This is a genomic window from Cocleimonas sp. KMM 6892, assembly GCF_035798195.1.
Taxonomy (GTDB): domain Bacteria; phylum Pseudomonadota; class Gammaproteobacteria; order Thiotrichales; family Thiotrichaceae; genus Cocleimonas; species Cocleimonas flava.
In genome coordinates, this window is record NZ_JAPFBV010000001.1 from 505026 (window position 1) to 529827 (window position 24802).

Below are 24802 nucleotides of genomic sequence, written 5' to 3' on the forward strand. Positions count from 1 at the left end.
TTAATGTTTATAGAATTTATATTAGCGGTTAAAACCCTAGGCGTCCGCGCAATTAATACAAAGCGTTGCATACGGTATTGCTTGTAAACGTTGCGGCGAAATTTCTTCTTCGCATTTGGCACAAATCCCATAAGTACCATTCTCGATGCGTTTTATTGCACTTTGCACTTGCACTAATTCTTCTCTGGTATCATTTTCTAACTGGTCGACGACTTCATCATTTTCTCGTTCTACCGCTTGTTCGGATGAGTCAATACTGTGGCTACTTGATCTGTCAGCTGATAAATTTTCCAAGCGCTGCGTCAGCTCCTCTTGTAACTGTGTAAGGTGCTGTAGCGCTTCCTTATATTCACCGTTACTGTTGTTATTAGTTTGATTATTCATATTCCTATCTCCAAAATTAAAGCTATGCTCAATAAACAGGATGCTCACCCGAAAAAAACGCCCTAAAGTAGGGGGGTGGCTTTTCTATTTAGAATAGACCCCCTTAAGCACCAAAGACTTGATGAGTGTCATATTATTCTCAGAACTTATGCTAAATAATAGAAACTAAATGTGATTAATGATAAACAAGAATAAAAAGGATCGATAATTGAAAATTCGTGTTCTCAGTTACAATATTCACCGTGCCATAGGGTTTGACAGGCGCTTTGCCCCTGAGCGGATTGTTGAAATTTTAAGCGAACACGATGCCGATATCGTTCTGCTCCAAGAGGTTGATGAAGGCGTACCCCGCTCTCGTGAATTAGAGCTGGCCAAGGAATTATCCGAAGCGCTGGGCTATCCGCACTACGTCATGGGGCACAACGTCAGTGTAAAAAAAGGCTGGTATGGCAATGCCACGCTAAGCCGTTACCCTATTTTACGCGAACGCAATATCGATTTAACCATCGGTCAGCGCAAACGCAGGGGTTGCCAGCACTCTACCATTGAAGTCGAAAGCAGTAGCGGCAAAACCTATCCTTTGGAAGTATTCAATTTACACTTGGGACTGTCTGCGAAAGAACGCCAAAAGCAAGCGGGGGTGTTATGCCGATCGAAAGAATATGAAGATTTAGACAAGGATGCCGCATGCCTTATCGGCGGAGACTTTAACGACTGGCGCTCTCTATTACGCTCATTATTTATTGAAGGTTTAGAATTCCAGTGTGCCACCGATAAAGAAAGCAAAACGGGTTCACCCAAGGCGATTAAAACCTACCCTTCGTTCTCGCCAAAAGGTGGATTAGACCGCATCTATTATCGCGGCGGATTGCGACTACTTTCAGCGAAACGCTGTCGTTATAAGCTATCAAAAATAGCCAGCGACCACTTGCCGATTATTACCGAATTTGAGTTATTTGACTGATCGTTACCGATATTTATTAATCATTTTCAACAGCGCATTGCTCACTTATTTCACTGAAAATGCTTCACTGTTGTTACAGCTTTAAAGTAGAAAATTATGGAATATAAAGACTATTACGAAATTCTCGGGCTGAAAAAAGATGCCCCTCAAGATGAAATCAAGCGTGCTTACCGCAAACTTGCGCGCAAATATCATCCGGATGTCAGCAAAGAATCAGATGCCGAAAAAAAGTTCAAAGAAGTCGGCGAGGCCTATGAAGTCCTTAAAGACCCAGAAAAGCGCGAAGCGTATGACCAATTAGGTGCGAACTGGAAAGCGGGTCAGGACGGATTTCAACCACCACCCGATTGGGAACAGAATTTTGACTTTGGCGGCGGTGGCTATACACAAGGTAACGCTGAAGATTACAGTAGTTTCTTTGAAGACTTGTTTGGTGGCGATCGTGCCAGCAGTGGTCGTTACTATCGTTCGGGCGGCGCAACAGGTGGTTTTCAGGCTAAAGGTGAAAACGTACGCGCCAAGATCATGATCGATTTAGAAGACTCATTAAACGGCACCAAACAATCCGTAAAAATGGCGATTCCCGAAGTCAATGAACAAGGGCAAGTCGTCAGCAAACATAGAACCTTGAGCATAAAAATCCCCAAGGGAATCAAAGAAGGTCAAACCATTCGCCTTAGCAAACAAGGTAACCCCGGACATGGTGGCGGCGAGCCAGGAGATTTGCTGATTGAAGTCGCCTTCAACCCGCATAAACTCTATAACATCAACGATAAAGATATCTCCTTGAATGTCCCTGTTGCACCATGGGAAGCCACCTTAGGCGCCAAGATAAAAGTACCTACGCCGGACGGCAAAAAAGTGGATATGAAAATTCCACCAGATTCCCAACAGGGGCGTAAACTCAGATTGAAAGGCAAAGGTCTGCCGGGTAAAAATGCTGGAGATTTTTATGTAGTGCTACAAATTACACTACCACCTTCTTCAAACCCTAAAGTGAAGGAATTCAATGAAAAAATGCGCGACGAGATCGACTTTAATCCGCGCAGTTATTTATTCTAAAATCGGTAAAAGCCAATTATTGAAAACCTTATTTATTACTTAAAAATCTAATAAATAAGCGACAAACAAGAACATAGAGAAAATACGATGAGTACAAATGTGATGAATATTATATCTGGAAGCATACTCGAAGAAGAACCAACCTTAAATCTTGCAGAGCTATGCCAGTGCTGTCAAACCCCTGCCGAATTTATCATTCGGCTGGTTGATCAAGGTGTTATTGCACCGCTTGAAGGCGAATCCACCCGTCAATGGCGCTTCCATCAAAGCGCACAAATACGCACGCACAAAGCACTACGCTTAAGACAAGATTTAGGTATTAACCTATCCGGAGTGGCATTATCTTTAGAGCTAATGGATGAAATTGATAAGCTGAAAAGAGAACTAAATCACCTCAAACACATTGCAGAACACGAATTATTTGACGCTTGAAATTGAAGTTATACTTACCCCTCTGCTTTGTTGATTTACAGAAAAAATGGCTATAAGTAGGGGGGTGTCAAAATAATGCACGAAGGACAGGTAACAATCACTTCCCGTTTATGGAAAGAAATCCTTTGGGATAGAGCCTAAAGTTATACCCTTTGGAAGTATTTAAAGACGTACCTGATCATTCTTATTGCTGCAGCTTCTGGGATGCTATCAGTGTACATTTTGAATAAAGACAAAACGCTACTTGAGCTTATCTATATAAGTATCGGGGTTTGGTTTATTCTACTTTCGTATAGAGTATTGAAAATATTCTTGAGTATTCGCGCGATAAAAGAAGATCGCAGTTTTTATGTAAGCTTGAATCTGCAAAGTGTACAAATATCCCAAAAACTAACCCCTTGGGAACATTATAAGTTTTATATTGAGCACGATAACTATCTGGAAATACATGATATTGAAAACAATATTTCTTTTCTACCAAAGACCAGTGATATTGATGAAATCATCAGTTTTACGAAAAAGCGCATTACTAAGAAAATCTAACAGTATATTCCAGTAAATATTGTGCTCACTCTATAACACTAAAAAATTTACTGCTCGCTCTTCATTAAGCAATATGTTTTAACTTCGCCCCTTTCGTGCTCATTGTAACCTCAACTTCTATCAAGAATTACTTACGTCTTACTCCATAAGGATGAGCCATGCTGGCTAGTTCATCATGAAGCGCCAAAATTGCCGATTGACGAGAGCTATTTGTTTGTTCAATGAGACCCATTTGTCGATAGGTCTGAGGTTCGCCGAAGCTAGTACAGACAAGCTCTTTATGCGACGCTTCACGGAGGGCAATATTCGGAACAACTGCGACACCTAACCCTTCTGCAACACAAGAAACAATTGCGCTGATGGTGTCTATTTCCGCGATCACATCGGTGATAACTCCCATATGTGCAAGTTCGGTTTCGATAATATAAGACAGAGAAACATTCCTACTAAAACGAATAAATGGATGACGAATCAGAAGATCTTTTGCGGGCAATACCTCGCTACCTGGGGGGGCGATGACCATTAGTGGATCATTGAGAAAAGGGCTCCATTTGATTTTATTAGAGATATTACTATGCTCTGCAATAATGGCAGCGTCTAATCTTCCAGCGATCACATCAGCTAATAATGCTTCAGACGAAGAAACACGTAATTTGACTTTTAACTTTGGATATTTTTCTTTGAGTCTCATCATAGCCCGCGGTAAAAGGTTCAAAGCGCTGGTTCGCACTGATCCTATATTCAAAGTACCGATTACTTCTTTGCCTGAAAAAGTACTTTTGGTTTCCTCGATTATTTGGATTATCTGTTTGGCAGATTCAACCATTTGTAAACCATTAGAATTTATATGTGGAGGACGCGTTGTTCGGTCAAATAACGTTACTCCAATTTCTGACTCAAGATTTTTAATTTGCTGACTTATTGCTGCTGGAGTGAGATAAATGAGTTCAGCTGCTTGTGCGAAAGTCCCTACTTCAGCAGTAACGATTAATGTTTTCAGTTGTTTAATATCCATTTTTCCCTTGTTTTCATTCACTTAATTCTAATGATTTTTCGCCAAACATTAAGGCATGACTGCGTTTAACAAACAGGATTGCTATTTAATTAACAATAAAATCCGACTAAGAAAGCACACTTTAATCAAATAATATTTTTGTAAAATACAATTATTCATTGCTTTTGTTAAGAAAAATTGTCTGATAAGGTGATTTTTTTTAACAAAGACGTTTCATATGAAGCAAAAAGTTGTAGTGAAGAAGTACTTCACCACAATATTTTCGGACTAAAAGGAGAATGAAATGAGAATGATGGTATTTATTAATAATAATTTTACAAAATCTACTGCGATTGCTTTGGGAAGTATGCTGACCATGGTATTACTTTTAACCTCTTCGTCAGCCAGAGCGGAATACCCAGAAAAACCTATTGAGTTAGTGGTCGGTTACGGTGCAGGCGGAGGCACTGATGTAATGGCACGTTTAGTGGCGCCATTTATTGAGAAAAACCTAGGTGATGGTGCCAGCATTATCATTAAAAATGTACCAGGTGCCAGTGGTCAAATTGGAATTACTAAAGTGGCTAATGCTAAACCAGATGGCTATACCTTAGGTACTTACAATTTACCAGGCATGATGGCTCGCACATTGGATCGTAAGGCAGGATATTCAGCAGATAGCTTCAGCTATCTTGCTAATGTTGTTGGAGATCCCAATGTAATAGTTACGCAAAAAAGTAGTCCAATTAACTCAACTGAAAAATTAATTTCCGCTGCTAAAGCAGCCCCTGGCGAGCTCACTGTCAGTGTTTCTGCTTTAGGTGGAGATGATCAATTTGCATTAATTTCATTATCTGAAGAATTAGGAACTGAGTTTAACCTTATCCCATTTAAAGGATCTGCCAAGGCTAGAACAGCGGTCATGGGCGGGCATGTTTCAATGAGTATCATGAACCTTAGCGAGGCCATCAAGTTTTCTAGTGAGCTCAATATATTGGGAGTCGCAATGGAGAGCCGTTCTCCTTTAGCGCCAAACTTACCTACCTTCAAAGAACAAGGGGTTAACTTAATTGGAGGCTCTCAACGTGGAATTATTGCCCCTAAAGGTCTACCAGAAAATGTTGAGAAAAAACTCCTCGCGGCCTTTGAAAAAGCATTTCAAGACCCAGCCTTCACCAAGTCACTAGAAAATTCAGGTAATCCACCAGGTTTTCTAATTGGTGACAAGTTTAAAGAGTTTAATAATTTACAGCTCGAACGTGCAACGAAAAACTGGAAAGTTTCTCCCTGGAAAAAATAAAGTATTTTAATTGAGGCTGTACCATGTCCATAAATAATTTTAGAAACTATCTAAGCGCAGAGCTAGTTGCAATGGTGCTGATTTTTTTTGCGGGAGCTATTTTACTGCTAGACGCTAAAGATCTTCCAAAGGAAAGTGCGCTACTACCTATTGCTATGCTTGTTTTTATGATGTTGCTAGCGCTGGTATTATTTTTTACCACATTGCGCAAATTACATAAAAAAGAAGAACAGAAACCCTTAATTGCCAAGCCAGCTCGTTTTTTAGGCGTAATAGTAACTACAATTTTTTACGCTATTGCAGTGGATAATCTCGGCTTTTACACATCTACCGCGATAATGGTGCCACTTACGTCTTGGGCATTTGGTTATCGTCGCTGGGCCCATTTATTGATAAGTGCTGTGGTTTTTGTTGGGATTCTTTTTTTGATTTTCCATGTAGCAATGAACCGACAATTTCCAACTGAATTTTTCTTACGATAAGCGAGCGACATATTTATGTATGAAAACCTATTTGATACGTTGCCGCTTGTTCTCGAATGGCAGAATTTTTTAGCACTGATTATCGGAGTGTTCTCTGGAATTATGGTTGGTGCTTTACCCGGACTTTCGGCAACCATGGCTATATCGGTCTTGATTCCTTTTACATTCGGTCTTGAGCCACTTATTGCTTTAAGTATGATGGCTGGCATTTACAACGGGGCCATGTTTGGCGGTGCTATACCCGCTATTCTCTTGCGCATTCCCGGAACTCCAGCTGCGGTAGCAACTTGCTTTGATGGCTACCCTATGGCACAAGCAGGCAAGGGAAGTTTTGCTTTGCAAGTAGCTGTTATTTCTTCTGCTATCGGTGCGATTGCTAGCGCATTGGCACTTATGTTGCTGGCACCTCCCCTTTCTAAATTAACGTTACTTTTTGGCCCTGCAGAAATATTTTGGGTAGCTGTTTTTGGTATGACGAGTATTGTCTTCCTACTAGGTGGAAATATTTTAAAAGGATTGATTAGTACAGCTTTTGGAGTGCTAATTTCCCTTATTGGTTTAGATCCGATTACCGGCTATGAGCGTTTTACACTAGGCCAATTAGAGTTACTTGACGGTATTAATATTGTAGTGTTATTGGTTGGTTTATATGCATTACCACCAATGATTGGTTTGTTTGAAAATCCAGATATTACCGTAGGAAAGAGCTCCAAAACTTTGGGAAAACAAAGTGTCTGGACTACTTTTATGGCTACTCTGCATTTCTGGAAAACCTGGCTACGCAGTTCTGTAATTGGAATTTTGGTAGGAATCTTGCCTGGCGCGGGTGGTTCAATGGCTGCTTTTTTGAGTTATAACGAAGCGCGTCGTGCGTCTAAAACTCCAGAAACATGGGGCAAAGGCGAACCAGAAGGTGTTGCTGCCGCAGAAACTGCGAATAACGCAGATACTGCTGCAGCTATGATTCCAGCACTCACATTAGGTATTCCTGGTACCGCCGTTGCTGCAGTAGTTTTGGGTGGGTTGTTGATTCATGGAATACAACCTGGCCCCCTACTTTTTCGTGAACATCCCACTATCGTATTTGGATTTATGTGGCAGTTTCTGTTCTCTGCTTTTTTAGTTGTTTTAATCGGCGGCACGATGACAGGTTTTTTTGCCAAGTTACTAAAGTTACCTCGGTTAATTCTTGGACCACTGATCATTTCGTTGATGGTGGTCGGAGTTTATTCCATCCATGAGAGTATGTTTGACGTATACCTGATGATTGGCTTTGGCATTATTGGTTACTTCATGGAAAAGCTTAATTTCCCCCTACCACCAGTAGTATTGGGACTTATTCTTGGCGGATTTGCAGAAGAAAATCTGCGTCAAGTGTTACGTATTGGGCGTGGTGATTGGAGTACGCTTTGGCAGAATAACGCTAGCATTGCAATTATTATGCTGATTGTAATCGTAGTGGCGATGCCTGTGATACGAAGCTTGTTCAACAAACCTAAGCATAACGAGGCTGATGATGGCTAATACCCCCCGTGTTAATCGATGTTATATGAGAGGCAAATGTCTAAGTGGCTTGTCTTGGTTACTGTTTTTATTTTTTATTAATATATTTTAAGAGGTCTTCATGTCTACCGGATTTCAAATACTCAAAAGGTCACGTATCGCAAGTGCGGAGCTAGTCGCTGCTTTTTCAGCATTACCTGTAGCCAATGTGAGTGACGCGATGTGTCGCATGACTGCCGGTGGTGCCGCTTTGCGTCCGATGCATCGATCAAGCACAATGGCTGGCGTTGCAGTTACAGTCAAAACCCGTCCGGGCGATAATTTAATGGTACATAAAGCCATCAACATGTCAGGTGCTGGGGATATTATCGTAGTTGATGCTGGCGGTGATCTTACCAATGCCTTAATCGGAGAACTCATGCTGGCTTATGCAATTAAGCGTGGAATAGAAGGAATTGTGATAAACGGTGCAATCAGAGACTCAGGTTTTATCAGAAAAGAAAATTTTCCAGTATATGCGGCGGGAATTACTCATAGAGGTCCACTAAAAGACGGCCCAGGGGAAATCAATATACCTATTGCAATAAGTGGTATGGTGATTGAACCAGGCGACATTATTATTGGTGACGACGATGGTTTCCTCGCCGTCCCTTATCATGATGCGGAGAATATTTTACAGTTAAGTCAGAAGAAATATGAGGCAGAAAAAAAACTGGTTCAAGCGATTGAAAAAGGCACGAACGATCGCTCCTGGGTCGACAAAGCACTACTTGATAAAGGTTGCGTACTAGAATAAAAGCTGGATTCCAACCTTAATAATAGAGCTTATGTATATTAAATCCTTTGAAATAAAGAAATTGCTCAGGCATTAGAAGGCATCTTAGGTCGCTGATAAGAATCTATATCAGCGATTTAAGGCCGATAAACCTCTTTTGCTACCCGCGTTAATAAAGTCATAAAAAACGCAACATCATCTGCCTTCAAATCTTGATGGGATTGAAGAAAGTCTCCCGTTTTCGAATCATCTTTTTTGCTATGAAGCTCGCTATCTTTTAACACCAGAGATGTGCGAACAAATTCCGCTGCTCTGTTATGGCAGGAGCTACATTCATCTTTAAAACGAGGCGGGGTTTCTGTTTCTGCGAGTAGCATGTCGTATATGGCACTTTCCTGATTTTTTACCAGATAATGGTTATGCAGAAATAGCTGAAAACTTTCTTTATGTAGCGGTCCTTGTAACTTGCCATCAACCACTTTTAGAAAGGTTCGTGCGAAATCACCTGAGTGACTATGACATTCTGAGCAATTTCTATCCCAGAATTTATGCAGATCAGGACCTGTTGGTTTCTTTTCAGTCGCAGCAAGCGTTTGTGGTAACAGCAACGAGAATACAAACAGCAGAAGCAATAAACGCGCAACATTAAAGCTCATAAGCACGTCGAAAAAGGAACGGAAACTCTGATTCATTGTGTTTTTCATATTTATACCTGTTTAAAGTCTGATTAATGCAACTTTGTTTACACCCCCCCACTTATAAGCACTTTTTTTGCCATATCACATAGGCCGTAATGAAATAATCATTCGCATCAAGTCAGAGAGTGTTCGTGCCTGCATTTTGTCCATGACTTTGGAACGATGTGCTTCTACTGTCGATTGGCTAATATGCAGTTCACTAGCGATATTTTTATTCTGCATGCCGGTGACTATCAGCTCCATGACTTCCTTTTCGCGATCGGTGAGGTTATCTACTTTGGCTTGAATTTCGGCAAGTCGTGAGGCTCTGCCTCGCTGTTCGGCATCTTTTTCTATGGCTACATGAATACTGTCTAATAGTTCTTGTTCGTTAAATGGCTTTTCAAGAAACTCAGAAGCGCCAGCTTTTACCGCCCTGACCGCCATTTGCACATCACCATGGCCTGTGATTATGATGATCGGTGGGCAGATAGGTTCTTTGCTAAGCTGCTCTTGCAAGGTGAGGCCGCTCATTCCTTTCATGCGAACATCAAGGATCAGACAACCTGCTCTTGATCGATCAAAACTATCCAGGTAGCTTTGCGCGGAATCAAAGGTTTCTGTTTCCAAGCCAACGGATTCTATTAATAGTTTTAAAGAATCACGAACTTCTTCATCATCATCTACAATAAAAACTGTTATTTGCTCACTCATGCGACTTCCTTGTTTTTGGTTTTTCTTATGTTGTTTTCTTTCTCTATTTTAGGGCTTTTGACAATAGGTAGTTTAAAACTAAAGCAAACGCCACCCTCGACGTTATCTTCAATGATTATCTTGTCATCGTGTGTTTCGATAATACCCTGACTGATCGATAAACCTAAACCCATACCCTGTTCTTTGGTAGTAATAAATGGGTCGAAAAGCTGCTCTACTACCTCCTTATCAATCCCTGAGCCGGAGTCTGAAATGCTGATTTTTAACTTACCGTCTTGCTGGTTTTCGGTTTTGATAATGAGGTTTCTTCGGCCTTCTGGCGTATCTTCCATCGCCTCGACAGCATTTCTCACCAGATTAATAATAACCTGTTCTATTTGAGTATCTTGCGCTAAAACCCATTCTACTGAATCATCAATATCCAGTTGAAGCGTGACCATCTTCCGCTCGATTTCCATGTGCGTTAGCTCTAACACCACATCTAACATTTCAGACACTTTAACGGGCTTTTTATCTGGCAGGTCTTTATTCACGAAGTGCCTGATTTGCTTGATTACAGCACCTGCTCTTTCTGCCTGTTTAGATATTTTTTCCATGACTTCAGAACATTGATCTTGCATCGATTCATCTGTTGAATCTTTAGAGCCCAACATGCGGATACAAGCACGAGAATAGTTATTTATCACGGTTAATGGCTGGTTTAACTCATGCGCAATTCCCGATGCCATTTCACCCAAGGTACTCAAGCGCGCAACATGGAACAGCTGCAATTGATGTTCGATGGTTTTCTTTTTTACCAGCTCACGCTGTGTTATATCTCGAAACACAACCGCGCTGCCGATAGTTGTGTTTCTAGGGCCTTTTATAGGTGTACAGCTGTATTCGACTGAAATCGTTGAACCATCAGCCTTCCAAAATATATCGTCATCTATAAAACGCGGCAAACTATCATTGGTTGTTTTATAAACAGGACATTCTTCAACTGGATAATGCGTACCATCGGCATGCGAATGATGCAAAATAGTGTGCTGATTATTACCGACCAATTGAGCGGTTTTCCAGCCTGTTATATTTTCGGTCGCTTTGTTTGCGAAGGTGCAATTGCCGTTAAGGTCGACGCCATAAATTCCATCGCCGACCGAATCAAGCAATCTTTCATAGTGCCGCTCCATACGCAGTTGAATACGTTTTAAACGCTTATTTCTGCGAACCACCGCTGACGTTATAACCCCCATTCCTAGCAAAACGATTGCCGCGGCGACTCCCCAATACCAGTATTTTTTAACGACATCTTTGACCGTGAACTTCCCAATCTGGTCGTAAGGCGGCAGCCTCAACTCCTGAAATAACTCGTGTACTTGTTGATAATCTAAAGGTAAATCCCACACCGCATATTTGCCTGCTAATGCAGCTGGGTGTTCTTTCGGCATGGCAAATAAAGCCAAGGCTACTTTTTTCGCTAACTCGTCAGAGGTTTTTTGCAACTTGCTAAATGGCCACTCGGGATATAAGCGGGTACTTAATCTAAAAGGAAAGTTGCTATCAGTTTGCGGGTTGATAATTCGGACCTGAGTTAAATCTAAGCCAGCGGTATTCGACATGCGTTCTAATATATCAGTACGTACCGTTCCAGCATCTATTTCACCATTGATGACAGAGCGCACCACATGATCGTGAATACCACCAAATTCTAGCTTCGAGAAGTCCTCATAAGGATTGATACCTTTCGCTTGCAGCTCTCTCCATGCCATTTGAAAACCACCTAAAGAGGTCGCATCAACCGCCATAAACGATTTACCGTGGAGGTCTTCCAGCGTTTGAATGTCTTCGCGATCTTTTCGGGTAAAAATTACCCCGCCAAAAACTTTATACGCATCGTCACCACGCAGGTTGTACATAGTCCCCAGTCGGGAGACACGATATTTGTATTCCAGATTTACATAGATACCCGGATTAACCAGAATGAAATCAACTTCGTCATTTTTAACCGCGCTATCGACTTCATCAAAATCCAGAGGAATAATTTCAAAATCGTAATCAGGAAGTTTGTTTGTCAAATAACGAGCAGTGGGCCCCCATGAATTCAGAGTGAAGGTGTCACCACGATGACTCAACACCCCAATTTTTATAAATGGGTCTTCAGCATAGGCCAAACTATTTGTCATCGACAAAAGCAGTAACCACAGTAAAGAAACAATTCGAATCATAAGTAAAAATTAGCGGGGTCAGTAGACACAGTCTATCCTATTTCTGACATTTGAGGGACTGTACAATCGTTTTAGCTGTCTTTCAAACCGCTCTTTTTCAAAGTTTTTTTCAATACATCAATGAAATATTCTGGTATTCCACAATAACGATCAAGGTAAACACTAGTCCACTGCATACAAACTCGCCTAGTGAGTGTGGAACTGCGGTATTGCCCATAATACAGTTTATTAGATTTAATAATGAGCTAGACTTTCTTTACCCATTTCAGTAAATTCCAAGGAAGACTATTCAAGTTAATAACAATGAAAAGGCACGTAGAAGTGCCAGAAAAGTTCAAGAGGAGAGCTTTTAAGCCACATCCAATCGTGGTGGTTTTAGTGTATTCCCCAAATTTTTTTGAGCTTAAGTTTATAGCACTTGAACAGGCTTCCTTTACGTATCCTCATACTAAAAAACAGGAGTCCTCCATGCCTACTATGGATAAACGAACCTTTCTTAAAATACTTGCCGCAGGCACCGCTAGTGCCGGATCTTTACCGTGGATTATGCATCAGGCACAGGCTGAAAATATCAAACAGGCGCCGATGCCAGAAGGTTATTATTCGATACCCAAGAAAGGTCAGGCACGCATCCTACATACGACTGATGTGCATGGTCAGTTACTCCCCGTTTATTTTCGTGAGCCCAATGTCAATTTAGGTGTTGGACCAGCATTAGGTAGACCGCCACACATTGTCGGCAAAAAGCTTCTAGAAAAAATGGAGCTCCCCTTGGATGGCCCTGAGGCTTATGCCTATACCTACCTCGACTTTTATAATGCGGCAAAAAAATACGGTAAAACCGGGGGCTATTCACACCTTAAAACGCTGCTCGATTCCTTACGCAAAGATGCCGGCGGCAAAGATAACACCATCACACTGGATGGTGGCGACTTATGGCAAGGCTCTGGTACATCACTTTGGACTCGCGGAGTCGACATGGTTGAAGCGTCAAACATACTTGGTGTAGACGTAATGATTGGCCATTGGGAATTTACATACAACGAATCAGAAGTACTTAGCAACGTGGCTTTATTCAAGGGTGATTTCATCGGTCAAAATGTTCGCGTTAAAGAAGATTCTTTGATGGATGATGCCTATGCAGAACTCGTAGAAGAAAATGATGGTCGCGGACTGTATGACGAAGATGAAGGCTATGCTTTCCAGCCTTACGTTATGAAGGAAGTTGGCGGCAAACGCATTGCGGTAGTCGGACAAGCATTTCCGAGAACAGCGAATGCTAATCCTCCAGAGTTTTTCCCTGACTGGTCATTTGGTCTGCGTGAAGAAGACATGGCAAATCTGGTCAAGAAAATTCGTAGCGAAGAAAAACCTGATGCCGTCGTAATGCTATCTCACAACGGCATGGATGTAGATATCAAGATGGCTGAAAACGTCGGTGGCATTGATGCGATCTTCGGTGGTCATACGCATGACGGCATGCCAAAACCAATCGAAGTAACGAGCAAAGGGGGTAACAAGACCTTAGTCACCAATGCCGGTTCTAATGGAAAATTCGTTGGCGTGATGGATTTTGACATATCCGATGGCAAGACCAATATGCATTATCACATGAAGCCCGTAATCACGAATTGGTTGCCTGCCGACAAAGAAATGGAAGCCTATCTGTCACAAATGCGTAGCACCAAATACGATGAAAATATTGTTGAAGCACGTAATGAAAATTTCAAAGTAAACAAAGATCGTTTAGGTAAAACCTACGATGAGATTCTCACTGAAAAATTAGCCATTGCCGATCGCACGTTGTACCGACGTGGTAACTTTATGGGTACCTGGGATCAGGTGTTGTGTAACGCGCTTCGTCACGAATACAAAGCAGACATTTCATTCTCTGCTGGCGTTCGCTGGGGTACAACCACCCTGAAAGGCGACTGGATTACCATGGAAGATGTCATGACCCAATGCTCCATGACCTACGCAGAAACCTACAGCAATGAAATCACAGGCAAAGCGTTACTAGAAACGCTTGAGCAAATTGCGGACAACCTATTCGACCCCGACCCTTACCTTCAATCTGGTGGCGATATGGTGCGTGTTGGTGGATTGGATTACACCATCGACCCAAGCAAAAAGCTTTACGAGCGCATTACTGATGCGCGTCTGGATAACGGTGAAAAAATCGAACCGGACAAAAGCTACAAACTCGCCGGCTGGGCAACGGTTAATCGCACCCCAGAAGGGCGTTTAATGTGGGATGTTGTGCGCGATTATATTCTGGCTGCAAAAGGTAAAGACGATAGGCTCAACTTACCTAAAATGAATCGCCCGAAGATCGTTGGGATGAACGACAATCCTGGTTTAGCTGACTATACAGGCGAAACAGGTTAATGGTGAAAGCGTCAATACAGTAACCGCTGTAACCACAACATCCGTTAAGTAGAAACAATCTGAACTTTTAAATTCTGTGCTAGTCTTTATAGTAATCCCTTTTGAGTTTACATAATGAGACTAGCTACAGTTTTTAATACCAAAAAGAAAGCGCTCTATACGTTTCTACTGAGTTTGATATTACTTTCAACTCAGGCTGCTCAGGCTTTACCTAAAGCTTTTGAAGCTGACTATTCAGTTGCCAAAGGCAGCATGAGTCTGGGTAATCTGAATGCGTCACTCCAGTATTCTGGCAATCGTTATATCTATTCAAAATCGACAAAAGCCACTGGTATTGCCGCTATGTTGACAGGAATTACGATCACCGAAAAAACAGATGGCCTATTTTCTGGGCAAACCATCGTGCCCCAAAATTATCTGTTCAATCAATCGCGTCGCAGTAAATCACGGATTGACAAAATACACTTCAATGGCAAAAGTGCCGTTGGTAGTTACAAAGATAATAAATTCAATCTGGCAGTACAACCGGGCATTCAAGATAGAGCTTCGTTGGAGTTAGTGTTAGCGAATGATATTGGCAGCAATAAGCAGCAGCTAAACTATACCGTTGTCGAACGTGGAAAAGTGAAGCAATACAACTTTCAGAAACTAGGCAATGAGCAAGTTCAAACACCAGCCGGAACCTTTAACACGGTTAAAGTAAAAGTGGTTAGAACCGGCAATAAACGAGAAACTGTTTTCTGGCTAGCAAAAGAAATCGATTTCGTACCGGTAAAAATACGCCATCGCGAGAAAGATGATGTCATCACAACCGTTATCAGAAGCTACAAAAAGATCTGATCGAACGACTAGGCACTTAATTTTTTAAGGCCTAGCCGACCTAAAATCATTTAAAAACAAGAATCTTCAAACTTCCGTTATTTCTCTTTGGGCGCTTGTTTTTCGCTATATTTGCCTACTTTCTATACAAAGTCCTAACAATTCTGTGACATTAGACACAGAATGCTTCATTTTCATATGACAAACTGTCTTTAAGCTTTCGCATTTAAAGAACAAAAAAGCACGGGGTTAATATTTAGGGAATTCTTATTAGGAAGACGATTCCCATTAACTATGGTGAGTAAAATGAAGAAACTTGCAGCAGCAGTATTATCCATTTCTTTCATGATCGCATCACAAGGCGCAATAGCCTGCGATGACAAAGCTTGTGAAAGAGCGTATCTATCATCAACGTCTCAATACATCTCAAACCATGGTCGACAGGCAAACACCGCACGCACCGAACGTGAAGCACATGCGTTAAATCGTGAGCGTCGTGATTATGCCGTACAAAGCCATTTGCATAGAGCGAAACAGTTCTTATCAAGTACTAAATAAGCCGTTTAAAAGGGCAAGTGATTAATTACTTTGCTCTAACTGTCTATGCAGAACATTTGAGAAAAACCGCCCCAAAGTGGGGGGGTGTATTTTGCGTTTAACGCATTAATGCCTATCGGATTTCGCGGGCCCTAATATTGCGGCCTTTCACTTTGCCATTCCTAAAGTGTTGCAATGCTTTTGCCGCCACACTTTTATCAATGGCGACGTAACTCATCGTATCAAAGATATTGATCTTACCGATCTGAGAGCCGTCTAAGCCCGCATCTTTGGTCAATGCACCCAGTAGATCACCTGGTCTGAGCTTGTTCTTTTTACCTGAGTCTAATTGCAAGGTGGTCATTGGTGCTACCAGACTAAAACTGATGTTGCGATTGAGCGATTCAACCTCTTCATTGACACATTCTGTTTCCAAGAAATCTTCAATCGCAATAATGCGCGATACTTCATCTTCAAGATAAATACTCAACGCCAAACCATTTTCGCCAGCGCGACCGGTACGACCGATACGATGCACGTAAATTTCAGGATCGTGTGGTAATTCATAATTGATAACTGCCCCGAGTGATTTAATATCCAGACCACGAGCTGCAACATCCGTCGCGACCAATACCGAACAACTGTTATTCGAAAAACGCACCAATACTTGATCACGTTCACGTTGCTCTAAATCACCGTGTAACGCCAGTGCATCAATATCGTGTTCTTGCAGGAATAATTCGATTTCTGCACATTGAATTTTGGTATGACAAAAAACCACTGTGTTTTGCGGAGCGTAGTGCTCCAATATTCCCAATAACGTATCTTTACGCTGATAAGGATTCGTTTTATAAAACACCTGCTGGATCACATCTGCTTCATGTTCAGCATCTACTTTTACCGTAATAGAATCCTTTTGGATCGAACGGCACATTTTTTTGATTGAATCGGGGAATGTTGCTGAGAACAACAGGGTTTGTCGACTTTCTGGGGTTTCTCTAACAATGTGATTGATCTCATCCTGAAAACCCATGTCCAGCATTCGGTCGGCTTCATCCAGTACCAGAGTTTCCAGCTGGGAAATATCCAGCGTTTGGCGGCTCAGGTGATCTTGAATTCGCCCTGGTGTGCCAACCACAATATGTGCGCCATGCTCTAAGGAATCAGCCTGAGGTCTTAGTTTGGTGCCACCGCACAGGGTAACAATTTTAATATTGGGAATACAACGCGCTAACGAACGTAACTCTTTCGCCACCTGATCAGCGAGCTCTCGCGTTGGGCAAAGCACCATAGATTGAACACCGAAAAAGCGCGGATTGATTTTATCCAGCAAGCCCAAACCAAATGCGGCGGTTTTACCGCTACCGGTTTTCGCCTGAACAATTAAATCTTTCTCATCCAGAATTTGCGGCAAGCTCGCCGCTTGCACTGGTGTCATGCCGACGTAACCTAGTGAATCCAGATTATCGAGTTGTGGCTGAGGGAGTTTGAGCGTTGCAAAGCTATTATCTGACATGGTATTTCTAATTCAAATCTTAAAAGAGCTATTAAAACACACCCCCCCACTTATACGAGGTTTTTTGATTAAAATCTTGTGACTTAATTCTCGTAAAAACAGGGGTATTTACTCGAGTACATCTCTCTACCTTCCTGTGTTGATAACTAAACGGTTCCTTTTTGCTAAACATTTCCTCTATCAGGAAAGCGTGATTCCCTTAGAGAGTTACCGGAGTAACAAAACCTTCAGGTTTTAGCGTCAGCACAGAACAGTTGACCTGGTCGAGTACTACTTCAGCCGTGTTGCCAATCAGAAAACCGGTAATTCCCGTTCGGCACACTGTACCCATGACCAGCAAGTCAATGTCGTCCGAGACTACTAACTCGGGTATACGCTCAACAGGATTTCCATCGACTAGGTGCATCTGAGGATTTAGTCCTGCGAAATCAACCTGTTTTAGCAAGTTATCAATGCGTTGATCATATTCACTTTCAAGGCGAGATATCAGCTCTTTTACATCTTCTTTTGTCATTCTGCGAACATAGCGCCTATCCATAGAATCCTTCACACCGATAATATGTAACTCAGCATTTTCTTTACGCGCCATATCGGCCGCCAATTGCAGGATTAGAGGATTAAGTGAGTCTTTCTTTACATCACTCTCTGTAGGATCAACCGCTGCGAGAATGCGTTTATACGGCTGCGGTTGATTTCGTTTAACCACCCACACAGGACAGGGACATTGGCGCATCAAATTCATAGAGGTCGTACCGAACAAACGCTTACGAATACCCTTATTTTCTTCTGTTGAAGTAATCACCAGATCATGCTGTTCACGCAATACCTGACGAATAATCTCCAGATATCGTATGCCTTCTATGACATGGATCGTAACGTCGATATCGTCATATTTAACCATTAAACCTTGTAGCCATTCACGACGTTCTTCAATAGCTGAAGCAAGTAATTGGGGTGCTAATGTTTCATTACGAAACAAACCCAAGGGTTCTTTCAATACCGAAAAAAGTGTCAGTTTTGACCCGTTTTTCTTAGCCAGAGTTATCGCTTTATCCAAAGCCACTGACCCCTTTACTTCCGAGTCTTCAGGCTGAATATCCAGAAGGATATTTTTAAATTGTTGCATGATATCGAACTCCTCTGTTTAAAGTACCCCAATCAATATTAGCACCAATAAAAAATGTTCTGCAGGCAAGTTCAGGCGTCTTCTGTTTATTCATAGGAAAGCTTGATAAACATCAACTCAGTGGATATTGAGCAGAAAATTCTGAAAATACCCTTCTCCATTTTTGGAGATATCCGTGAGGGTTTGCTTGCGGGAAGTGTCTTAACTCCGCCGCTAAAAAAGTCTTAAAAGCACCAAACCAGCCATAGCAAAACCGATACCTAATAACTCCAAAAATCGAAACGGTATGTGCAAGAAAAAGCGCGTATAGAGCAATACAACAACCAGGTTAAGCGCTGAGAGTGCCGAAACCATACCAGTGGGACCAGTTGCAAATGCCGTTAAAATAGCCACCATTCCGGCAATATTGGTTATTCCAACCAACATTCCGAGATTAAACGTTCGAACCGTAGACCAGGATAATTCCTCAGTATTCTGGTTACGGCTATGTCTATTGGCGAGCCAACTTAGTAAAAACAACAAACTCCCCACGCCAAACATTAATAGCAAGGTGACAAACATATCCGCCTCAACCCGTGTAGATTGTTTACCCATAATATCGTTTAAGCCAAAAAACAAGGCTGCAAGCAAGCCCCATTGAGCGCCTTTTAAGTCCGTTAGGCTTAAGTCATTAGAATAACGAATCAGATAAATGCCAACAAAGATAATGAAGAAAGACCATAACTGAATGGTCGTGAGGGTTTCATTCCACAGCAGGAAAGCCAATATAACCACAATTAACGGCGGCAGACCTGCTAACACACTCACAAGCGAAGCCTTACCAACGGCATAACCTTTATATAATGAGGCATTTGCCGAAAATGATAGAACCCCCATGCTGGCACCCACAAAAATATGACTAGTAGATATATCTAACGGCGCTTTTTGAAAAAGTAAAATAAAGATACTGACCAAAAAGCCCGTGAAAAATACACCGCATAACATCAAATTGCGGTTCATGGTCTTTTGCGAGGTCCATTGATATAAAACACCACGCAAACCAAAGCACAACGCCGATAATAGCGCGTAAAAAATCCAACTCATTGAAAATCTCCAGATCCGATCTATTCGCTGCAAACTATGATAAGAAATCTACCAAGGATTATCCCATGATCTATTTTTAATATGAGTGATCAGCTCGGGAATCCTTTACGACAGAACTACCACATCAAATCATCGGGCACTTCAAAGTCTGCGTACGGATCGTCCTCATCTTTTGTATTACTCTGATCTTTTGCCTTATCTTTAGAGGCATACTCATTCAATAACACGATTGATTCATTATCACGTTCGCTGATTTTTCTCGCAGCTTCAGCAGGGATCAAAAAGTAGTCTGCTTGCTCCTGATCACTATCGTCAGTATTTGCAGACTTCGCTATTTTAGCTATGGCGATAATTCCTCGTGAGATCAAAGTGTGATTCTCAGCAGAAACCAGCATGGTTTTAATTTTATTATTATCGGTAAAGTTATAAGTGAGTTCGCTATCTTCAGGTGCTTTTTTATCTAGCTTAGTAATCGCATTCATTTGAATCATCTGACGAATCTGTGCCTGCACTTCTTTCTGTTGTGCTTCCTGCTTGCGCTGTTCGTTTAATGCCTGGCTCTTTTTCTGCTCTTCAAGACGTGCTTTCTCCGCTAACTCAGCAGCGTCGTTTTTAAGCTCTGTGTTAGTTGCCTGACTTTGTTTCTTTGCTTTTTTCTTGGCAGTCTGGATATTCTTGGCTTCCTGCTTTTTGATTAAACCTGCGCCTAGAAGCTGATCTTGAAGTGAACCTTTCATGTTATTCCTGCAGTAATTGTTTATCCTAACGAATTTAGATTATGCCATTCTATAACGCGCCCGACAGCTATTTAGTTAATATTTCTCGACGTCTAAACCTAACAGCTGAGTAAAACCTTACATAAAAGTCTCTGCTAGCAGATATGAGAAAATCTCATAAAGAATACAATATTAAATCATTGGATAAAAAACTTATGGGAAGGCTTAATCATATAAAAACTCATAATCTGAGTTTTTATATAAATCATCTACTATCATCAGTAGGCACAATTATTACTAATTAAAATACCACTATAAGGAAAATGTAATATGTTAAATATAAAACATCTACTCCTAGCTGTTTGTGTCACAAGCAGTTTTGCCGCTACGACAATCTCTCACGCTAAAGATTTACGCTGGAAAATGCCAACCGCTTTTGCTACCAAGTTACCTGGACTAGGTTCGCCAGCGGCGTGGGTCACTGAAAAAATCAATGTGGCAAGTGATGGTTCACTTAAAATAAAATTATATGAGCCAAAAACACTCGTTCCACCTTTTGAGATTCTTCAGTCTGTTTCTGATGGTAAAGTAGGCGCAGGTTACACCTGGATTGGTTACGACCAAGGTAAAATTCCAGCTGTTCCTTTATTTGCTGCAGTTCCATTTGGCCTAAAGCCACCAGCATTTACAGGTTGGTACTACTATGGTGGTGGTCATGAAATGCTTCAGGAAATATACGCAAACAAGGGATTTAAAGTTTACGCACAATTGTGTGGAATCGTCGGTCCAGAAACAGCGGGCTGGTATAAAAAACCCATTGAGACTCTTGAAGACTATGATGGTATGAAAATTCGCTTTGCTGGTTTAGGCGGCAAGGTTCTCGAGAAACTAGGTGCGTCAGTTACTATGCTTCCTGCTGGTGAACTATTCCAGGCTTTAGAGAAAGGCACTATCGATGCTACTGAGTTTTCGATGCCTGCAATCGATCAGATTTTAGGCTTCAATAAAATCGTTAAAAACAACCTTTTCCCAGGTTGGCATCAACCATTTACTGCGCAATACATGTTAATCAACTTAGACGAGTGGAATAAAACAACTCCAGCTCAAAAAGCATTAATTGAATCAACTTGTACTGCTGGTGTTATGAGAGGCTTAGCTGAAGGCGAGTACAAAAATGGTGCCGTATTAGCTAAATTACAAGAAGAAGGTATCAACATAGGACAAATTCCTGATGATATCCTGAAAGAGTTGAAGAAAATTTCAGACTCGGTTTTAGCTGAGCAATCAGCTATAGATGCTGACTTCAAACGCGTTAATGATTCACAAAAAGCATTCCAGAAAGAATACATTCTTTGGGATGAGCGTGCATACCTTAACAATGAAATCTTGAAGTAACTTAGTAATCTTAAGTAAAAGGAAAGTGAGTGCCATGTGCACTCACTTTTTCGTAAAAGAAACCCAAATTCATACCCATTAACTATTTTTAACGCTTTAATTTTGAAGAGAGTGAAGCATGTCTATTCCAGCTCAAAATAATGAGAGTATCCCTTCCAGAGGCGACTTACCTCATACAAAAACATCAGCCCGTCTTGATAAGTTTGTAACCAAAATAGGAGAGTACAGCTCTTGGTTATGGGTCATAACGATTGGCTTTATTTTGTATTCTGTAATTTCGCGATACTTATTTGGCCAAGGCTCGGTTATGTTGGAGGAAATCCAATGGCACCTGGCAGGCGCAGCATGGCTTATAGGCTTATCTTATACACTCGTCGACAATGAACATGTACGTGTTGATGTTTTACATGAACGACTTTCACGCAGAACCCAGGCATGGATCGAAGTTTTTGGCATAACATTATTACTACTCCCTTTTTTATTCATCTCTCTAAATGAGATGATTCCTTATGTTTACAGCTCATACGAGCAGGGTGAGGTGTCAATCTCCCCCAATGGTCTGCCTTATCGCTGGCTAATTAAGCTGTTCTTACCATTAGCTATTGTCCTTTTGATAATCGCTTCATTCTCTAGATTACTAAGAGTTATAGCTCTTCTATCCAATAAAAAAGGTAAGAACTAATGGAAATCGATACTCTATTCGTCATTGGTATGTTTTCTACCTTTGGCCTACTACTGGCGACAGGCTTTCCTGTTGCGTGGGTACTGGCGGGCACGTCTGTAATCTGGACCATAATAGGCATCTATGCCGTAGAATCTTTTGGTGTGGATCTTTGGTTTGACTGGGGAAGCTCCCTTGGTCTTGTACCAGAAAGATTATGGTCGCTAGTCGGAAGTGAAACACTGGTCGCTCTGCCCATGTTTATATTTATGGGGATTATGCTGGACCAATCAGGTGTTGCCGAAAAGCTCATGAAAAACATGGTGAAGCTGTTTGGTAATGTAAGAGGTGGCTATGCAGTTACCGTAATTATTATCGGAGTATTACTGGCTGCCACTACGGGAATTATTGGTGCATCTGTTGTTTTATTAGGAATGCTATCTCTTCCCGTTATGCTTGAAAATGGCTACTCAAAAGAGTTAGCGGTTGGAACATGCTGTGCGACAGGCACACTGGGAATTTTAATTCCTCCATCAATTATGCTGGTTCTTATGGCTGATCGTTTGGCTACGCCTGACGCATCTGTTGGCAACCTGTTTATGGGCGCATTTTTCCCAGGAGTTATGCTGGGAGCCATGTATATAGCTTACGTGCTAATTATCTCTGCATTAAAGCCTGAAATTGCACCACTGCCCAAAAATCAGGAAAAAGTAAGTTTTAAAATTGTATGGGATGTAATTAAGGCAGTTTTACCTACTTTAGCTTTGATTCTATCTGTTTTAGGTTCAATCTTTGCCGGCATAGCGACACCTACTGAAGCATCAGGCGTAGGCGCATTTGGTGCAATGTTATTAGCGCTCTTTAACGGACGTCTAAGCCTTAAAGTACTAAAAGAAACGGCCTATCAAACCACGAAAACAACCTCATTCATATTCGCTATATTTGTTGGTGCAACTGCTTTTTCGATTGTATTACGTGGTTTAGGTGGCGACGAGGTAATCACTCGCACACTAACCGGGCTTCCCTTCGGCCCGGATGGCGTTTTGATCGTGATATTACTCACTGTTTTCATGCTTGGTTTCTTCCTCGACTGGGTGGAAATTACATTAATCGTGTTGCCTCTTGTTGCCCCTGTGGTTCAGGCACTAGGGTTTGACTTGGTCTGGTTCACCATATTGTTTGCTGTGTGCCTGCAAACGTCATTCCTTACTCCGCCGGTTGGATTCGCACTATTTTATATAAAGGGTGTTTGCCCACCGAATATCAGAGTAACCGATATTTATCGTGGTGTTGCCCCATTTATTCTTCTGCAACTTACTGGATTAGCCCTTATTTATTACTTCCCCGCAATTGTTACCTGGTTGCCAGAAGTTACTTACGGGGCAAAGTAAAAACATCTATCTATTTATTATTTAGCCAAACATCTTCTACAGCTGTCATAGCGGCCTCAATCGAGGGGTTGCTATGACAATCTTTACGGCAGATAAAGCATAGCCCTGCATCCAGAGAGACTTTGTCTGCAATAACAACTCCGTGGGCATGCGATGCGTCCAAAGCATTACTATGACGCGCCAAAGACAAACCAACCCCTGATAATACCAAGTTCATCATAGATTGCTCCAAGTCAACGCTCGCCACGATGTTTTGCCTTGCATCGATTGATGCAAACTTCTTGGATAATAGCTGGTTGTGTACGGAGTTCGGTGGCGTTCCAATCCAGGGGAGTTTTGCTAACTCTTCCCAATTCATTCCTTCTACACGACTCCGCCAACCGAGTGGTGCAATCACTCGATATGAAAACTCACGTAACTTAATTAGGTGATACTTATCACTCAAGTCGGCCAAGTCTGGAGGACCTAGTGTAAATGCCACATCCAGTTGATCATTTTTAACCAACTCAGCAACTGTTCCTGACATACCATGCGTAAGTTCCAGCATCAAAGCAGGATGTCGTTTAGTCAAAAGACTTAAATAATCCCCTAAACGAAGAAACTCAGGATCAAGAATAGTACCAAGACGTAGCCGCCCACTTACAGCATTATCAAGTCCAGCAGCCTCATTACTAAAATCATTTTCGGCCTGTAACGCACGCTCGGCAGCAGGCAATAATCGTTGACCTGCTTCAGTTAATCTCATCCCGTGAGGCGTCCGCTCGAACAACACTAGATTTAATTGTTCCTGTAATTTTTTTATCTGCAAACTCAAAGCTGACTGAGTTAAAAACAAACGCTTAGCTGCGCGAGTTAAATTCCCCTCACGAGCTACATATACGAATGCTTTAAAATTGTAAGTTTTCATTTAGATATAATCTTCCCTCATAACCTAAACAAGATTAAGTCATTAGACCTCATACAGCAAGTCACGTCTAATAAGGAAATAGAATATTAAATAACTAAAATCTTAATCTGGATATAAGCAATACTTAAATCAAAATACGATTTATAGGCCATCCAATTATTAGTGTTTTTTAATAACAACAAACTTTTTATACCCTGTTTACGGGGTAATTTTACTATTTACGCAT

At 41.5% G+C, this 24802-nt stretch carries 24 protein-coding genes; 14 read left to right on the plus strand and 10 right to left on the minus strand.

Going from position 1 to position 24802, the window contains the following annotated elements:
• Positions 1–36 precede the first annotated feature (36 nt).
• A complete protein-coding gene (locus OO007_RS02285) occupies positions 37–384 on the minus strand; it encodes a TraR/DksA family transcriptional regulator (protein ID WP_325807580.1) in 348 nt (115 codons plus the stop codon).
• Between the two features lie 208 nt (positions 385–592).
• Between OO007_RS02285 and OO007_RS02290 the strand changes: the two genes are divergently transcribed.
• From OO007_RS02290 to OO007_RS02305, 4 genes are all read left to right on the plus strand, one after another.
• Positions 593–1348, plus strand: coding sequence for an endonuclease/exonuclease/phosphatase family protein (locus OO007_RS02290; RefSeq protein WP_325807581.1), 756 nt, complete (start codon positions 593–595; stop codon positions 1346–1348).
• Between the two features lie 96 nt (positions 1349–1444).
• Positions 1445–2410: a DnaJ C-terminal domain-containing protein gene (locus OO007_RS02295; protein ID WP_325807582.1), complete on the plus strand. Its 966-nt coding sequence runs from the start codon at positions 1445–1447 to the stop codon at positions 2408–2410.
• A gap of 87 nt (positions 2411–2497) precedes the next feature.
• Positions 2498–2842 (plus strand): chaperone modulator CbpM, encoded by a 345-nt coding sequence (locus OO007_RS02300; protein WP_131904416.1) that lies wholly within the window; start codon positions 2498–2500, stop codon positions 2840–2842.
• A gap of 222 nt (positions 2843–3064) precedes the next feature.
• Entirely contained in the window at positions 3065–3385 is a 321-nt protein-coding gene (locus OO007_RS02305; protein ID WP_325807583.1) for a hypothetical protein, read from the plus strand.
• 127 nt (positions 3386–3512) lie between these two features.
• Here the strand turns inward: OO007_RS02305 and OO007_RS02310 are convergent, their stop codons facing one another.
• Complete coding sequence (locus OO007_RS02310) at positions 3513–4400, minus strand: LysR substrate-binding domain-containing protein (protein ID WP_325807584.1); 888 nt, start codon at positions 4398–4400, stop codon at positions 3513–3515.
• Between the two features lie 289 nt (positions 4401–4689).
• On the opposite strand from OO007_RS02310, the gene OO007_RS02315 reads away from it, so the two are divergent.
• The 4 genes from OO007_RS02315 (at position 4690) to OO007_RS02330 (ending at position 8460) form a co-directional block, all read left to right on the plus strand.
• Positions 4690–5679: a tripartite tricarboxylate transporter substrate binding protein gene (locus OO007_RS02315; protein WP_325807585.1), complete on the plus strand. Its 990-nt coding sequence runs from the start codon at positions 4690–4692 to the stop codon at positions 5677–5679.
• 23 nt (positions 5680–5702) lie between these two features.
• Complete coding sequence (locus OO007_RS02320) at positions 5703–6161, plus strand: tripartite tricarboxylate transporter TctB family protein (protein ID WP_325807586.1); 459 nt, start codon at positions 5703–5705, stop codon at positions 6159–6161.
• A 15-nt stretch (positions 6162–6176) separates the two neighbouring features.
• Positions 6177–7685, plus strand: coding sequence for a tripartite tricarboxylate transporter permease (locus OO007_RS02325; protein WP_325807587.1), 1509 nt, complete (start codon positions 6177–6179; stop codon positions 7683–7685).
• Positions 7686–7785: 100 nt separating this feature from the next.
• The gene (locus OO007_RS02330) at positions 7786–8460 is read left to right on the plus strand and encodes an RraA family protein (RefSeq protein ID WP_325807588.1); all 675 of its coding nucleotides are present in this window, start codon (positions 7786–7788) and stop codon (positions 8458–8460) included.
• A gap of 116 nt (positions 8461–8576) precedes the next feature.
• Here the strand turns inward: OO007_RS02330 and OO007_RS02335 are convergent, their stop codons facing one another.
• The 3 genes from OO007_RS02335 to OO007_RS02345 form a co-directional block, all read right to left on the minus strand.
• Positions 8577–9143 carry a hypothetical protein gene (locus OO007_RS02335; protein ID WP_325807589.1) on the minus strand — a complete coding sequence of 189 codons (567 nt, stop codon included), beginning with the start codon at positions 9141–9143 and terminating at the stop codon, positions 8577–8579.
• Between the two features lie 75 nt (positions 9144–9218).
• On the minus strand, positions 9219–9830 hold the full coding sequence (locus tag OO007_RS02340) for a response regulator transcription factor (RefSeq protein ID WP_131904418.1): 612 nt from the start codon (positions 9828–9830) through the stop codon (positions 9219–9221).
• On the minus strand, positions 9827–12037 hold the full coding sequence (locus OO007_RS02345; protein WP_325807590.1) for a PhnD/SsuA/transferrin family substrate-binding protein: 2211 nt from the start codon (positions 12035–12037) through the stop codon (positions 9827–9829). The genes OO007_RS02340 and OO007_RS02345 overlap by 4 nt, the downstream gene beginning before the upstream one ends.
• A 468-nt stretch (positions 12038–12505) precedes the next feature.
• Here OO007_RS02345 and OO007_RS02350 point away from each other — a divergent pair, with 468 nt between their 5' ends.
• The 3 genes from OO007_RS02350 to OO007_RS02360 all read left to right on the plus strand — a co-directional run bounded on the left by OO007_RS02350 (position 12506) and on the right by OO007_RS02360 (position 15802).
• The gene (locus OO007_RS02350) at positions 12506–14425 is read left to right on the plus strand and encodes a 5'-nucleotidase C-terminal domain-containing protein (protein ID WP_325807591.1); all 1920 of its coding nucleotides are present in this window, start codon (positions 12506–12508) and stop codon (positions 14423–14425) included.
• A gap of 114 nt (positions 14426–14539) precedes the next feature.
• Positions 14540–15265: a DUF3108 domain-containing protein gene (locus tag OO007_RS02355; protein ID WP_325807592.1), complete on the plus strand. Its 726-nt coding sequence runs from the start codon at positions 14540–14542 to the stop codon at positions 15263–15265.
• A 285-nt stretch (positions 15266–15550) separates the two neighbouring features.
• Positions 15551–15802, plus strand: a complete 252-nt coding sequence (locus OO007_RS02360; RefSeq protein ID WP_325807593.1) for a hypothetical protein — start codon at positions 15551–15553, stop codon at positions 15800–15802.
• A gap of 112 nt (positions 15803–15914) precedes the next feature.
• Here the strand turns inward: OO007_RS02360 and dbpA are convergent, their stop codons facing one another.
• The 4 genes from dbpA to OO007_RS02380 all read right to left on the minus strand — a co-directional run bounded on the left by dbpA (position 15915) and on the right by OO007_RS02380 (position 20243).
• The gene (gene dbpA / locus OO007_RS02365; protein WP_325807594.1) at positions 15915–17297 is read right to left on the minus strand and encodes an ATP-dependent RNA helicase DbpA; all 1383 of its coding nucleotides are present in this window, start codon (positions 17295–17297) and stop codon (positions 15915–15917) included.
• A gap of 199 nt (positions 17298–17496) precedes the next feature.
• The gene (locus OO007_RS02370; RefSeq protein ID WP_325807595.1) at positions 17497–18423 is read right to left on the minus strand and encodes a universal stress protein; all 927 of its coding nucleotides are present in this window, start codon (positions 18421–18423) and stop codon (positions 17497–17499) included.
• A 213-nt stretch (positions 18424–18636) separates the two neighbouring features.
• Positions 18637–19506 (minus strand): DMT family transporter, encoded by an 870-nt coding sequence (locus OO007_RS02375; protein ID WP_325807596.1) that lies wholly within the window; start codon positions 19504–19506, stop codon positions 18637–18639.
• 116 nt (positions 19507–19622) lie between these two features.
• Positions 19623–20243: a DUF2058 domain-containing protein gene (locus OO007_RS02380; protein WP_325807597.1), complete on the minus strand. Its 621-nt coding sequence runs from the start codon at positions 20241–20243 to the stop codon at positions 19623–19625.
• 309 nt (positions 20244–20552) lie between these two features.
• Here OO007_RS02380 and OO007_RS02385 point away from each other — a divergent pair, with 309 nt between their 5' ends.
• From OO007_RS02385 to OO007_RS02395, 3 genes are all read left to right on the plus strand, one after another.
• The gene (locus OO007_RS02385; protein ID WP_131904426.1) at positions 20553–21617 is read left to right on the plus strand and encodes a TRAP transporter substrate-binding protein; all 1065 of its coding nucleotides are present in this window, start codon (positions 20553–20555) and stop codon (positions 21615–21617) included.
• A 118-nt stretch (positions 21618–21735) separates the two neighbouring features.
• Entirely contained in the window at positions 21736–22299 is a 564-nt protein-coding gene (locus tag OO007_RS02390; protein WP_131904427.1) for a TRAP transporter small permease subunit, read from the plus strand.
• On the plus strand, positions 22299–23669 hold the full coding sequence (locus OO007_RS02395) for a TRAP transporter large permease (protein ID WP_325807598.1): 1371 nt from the start codon (positions 22299–22301) through the stop codon (positions 23667–23669). The genes OO007_RS02390 and OO007_RS02395 overlap by 1 nt, the downstream gene beginning before the upstream one ends.
• 10 nt (positions 23670–23679) lie before the next feature.
• Here the strand turns inward: OO007_RS02395 and OO007_RS02400 are convergent, their stop codons facing one another.
• Positions 23680–24576, minus strand: a complete 897-nt coding sequence (locus tag OO007_RS02400; RefSeq protein ID WP_325807599.1) for a LysR family transcriptional regulator — start codon at positions 24574–24576, stop codon at positions 23680–23682.
• Between the last annotated feature and the right edge of the window lie 226 nt (positions 24577–24802).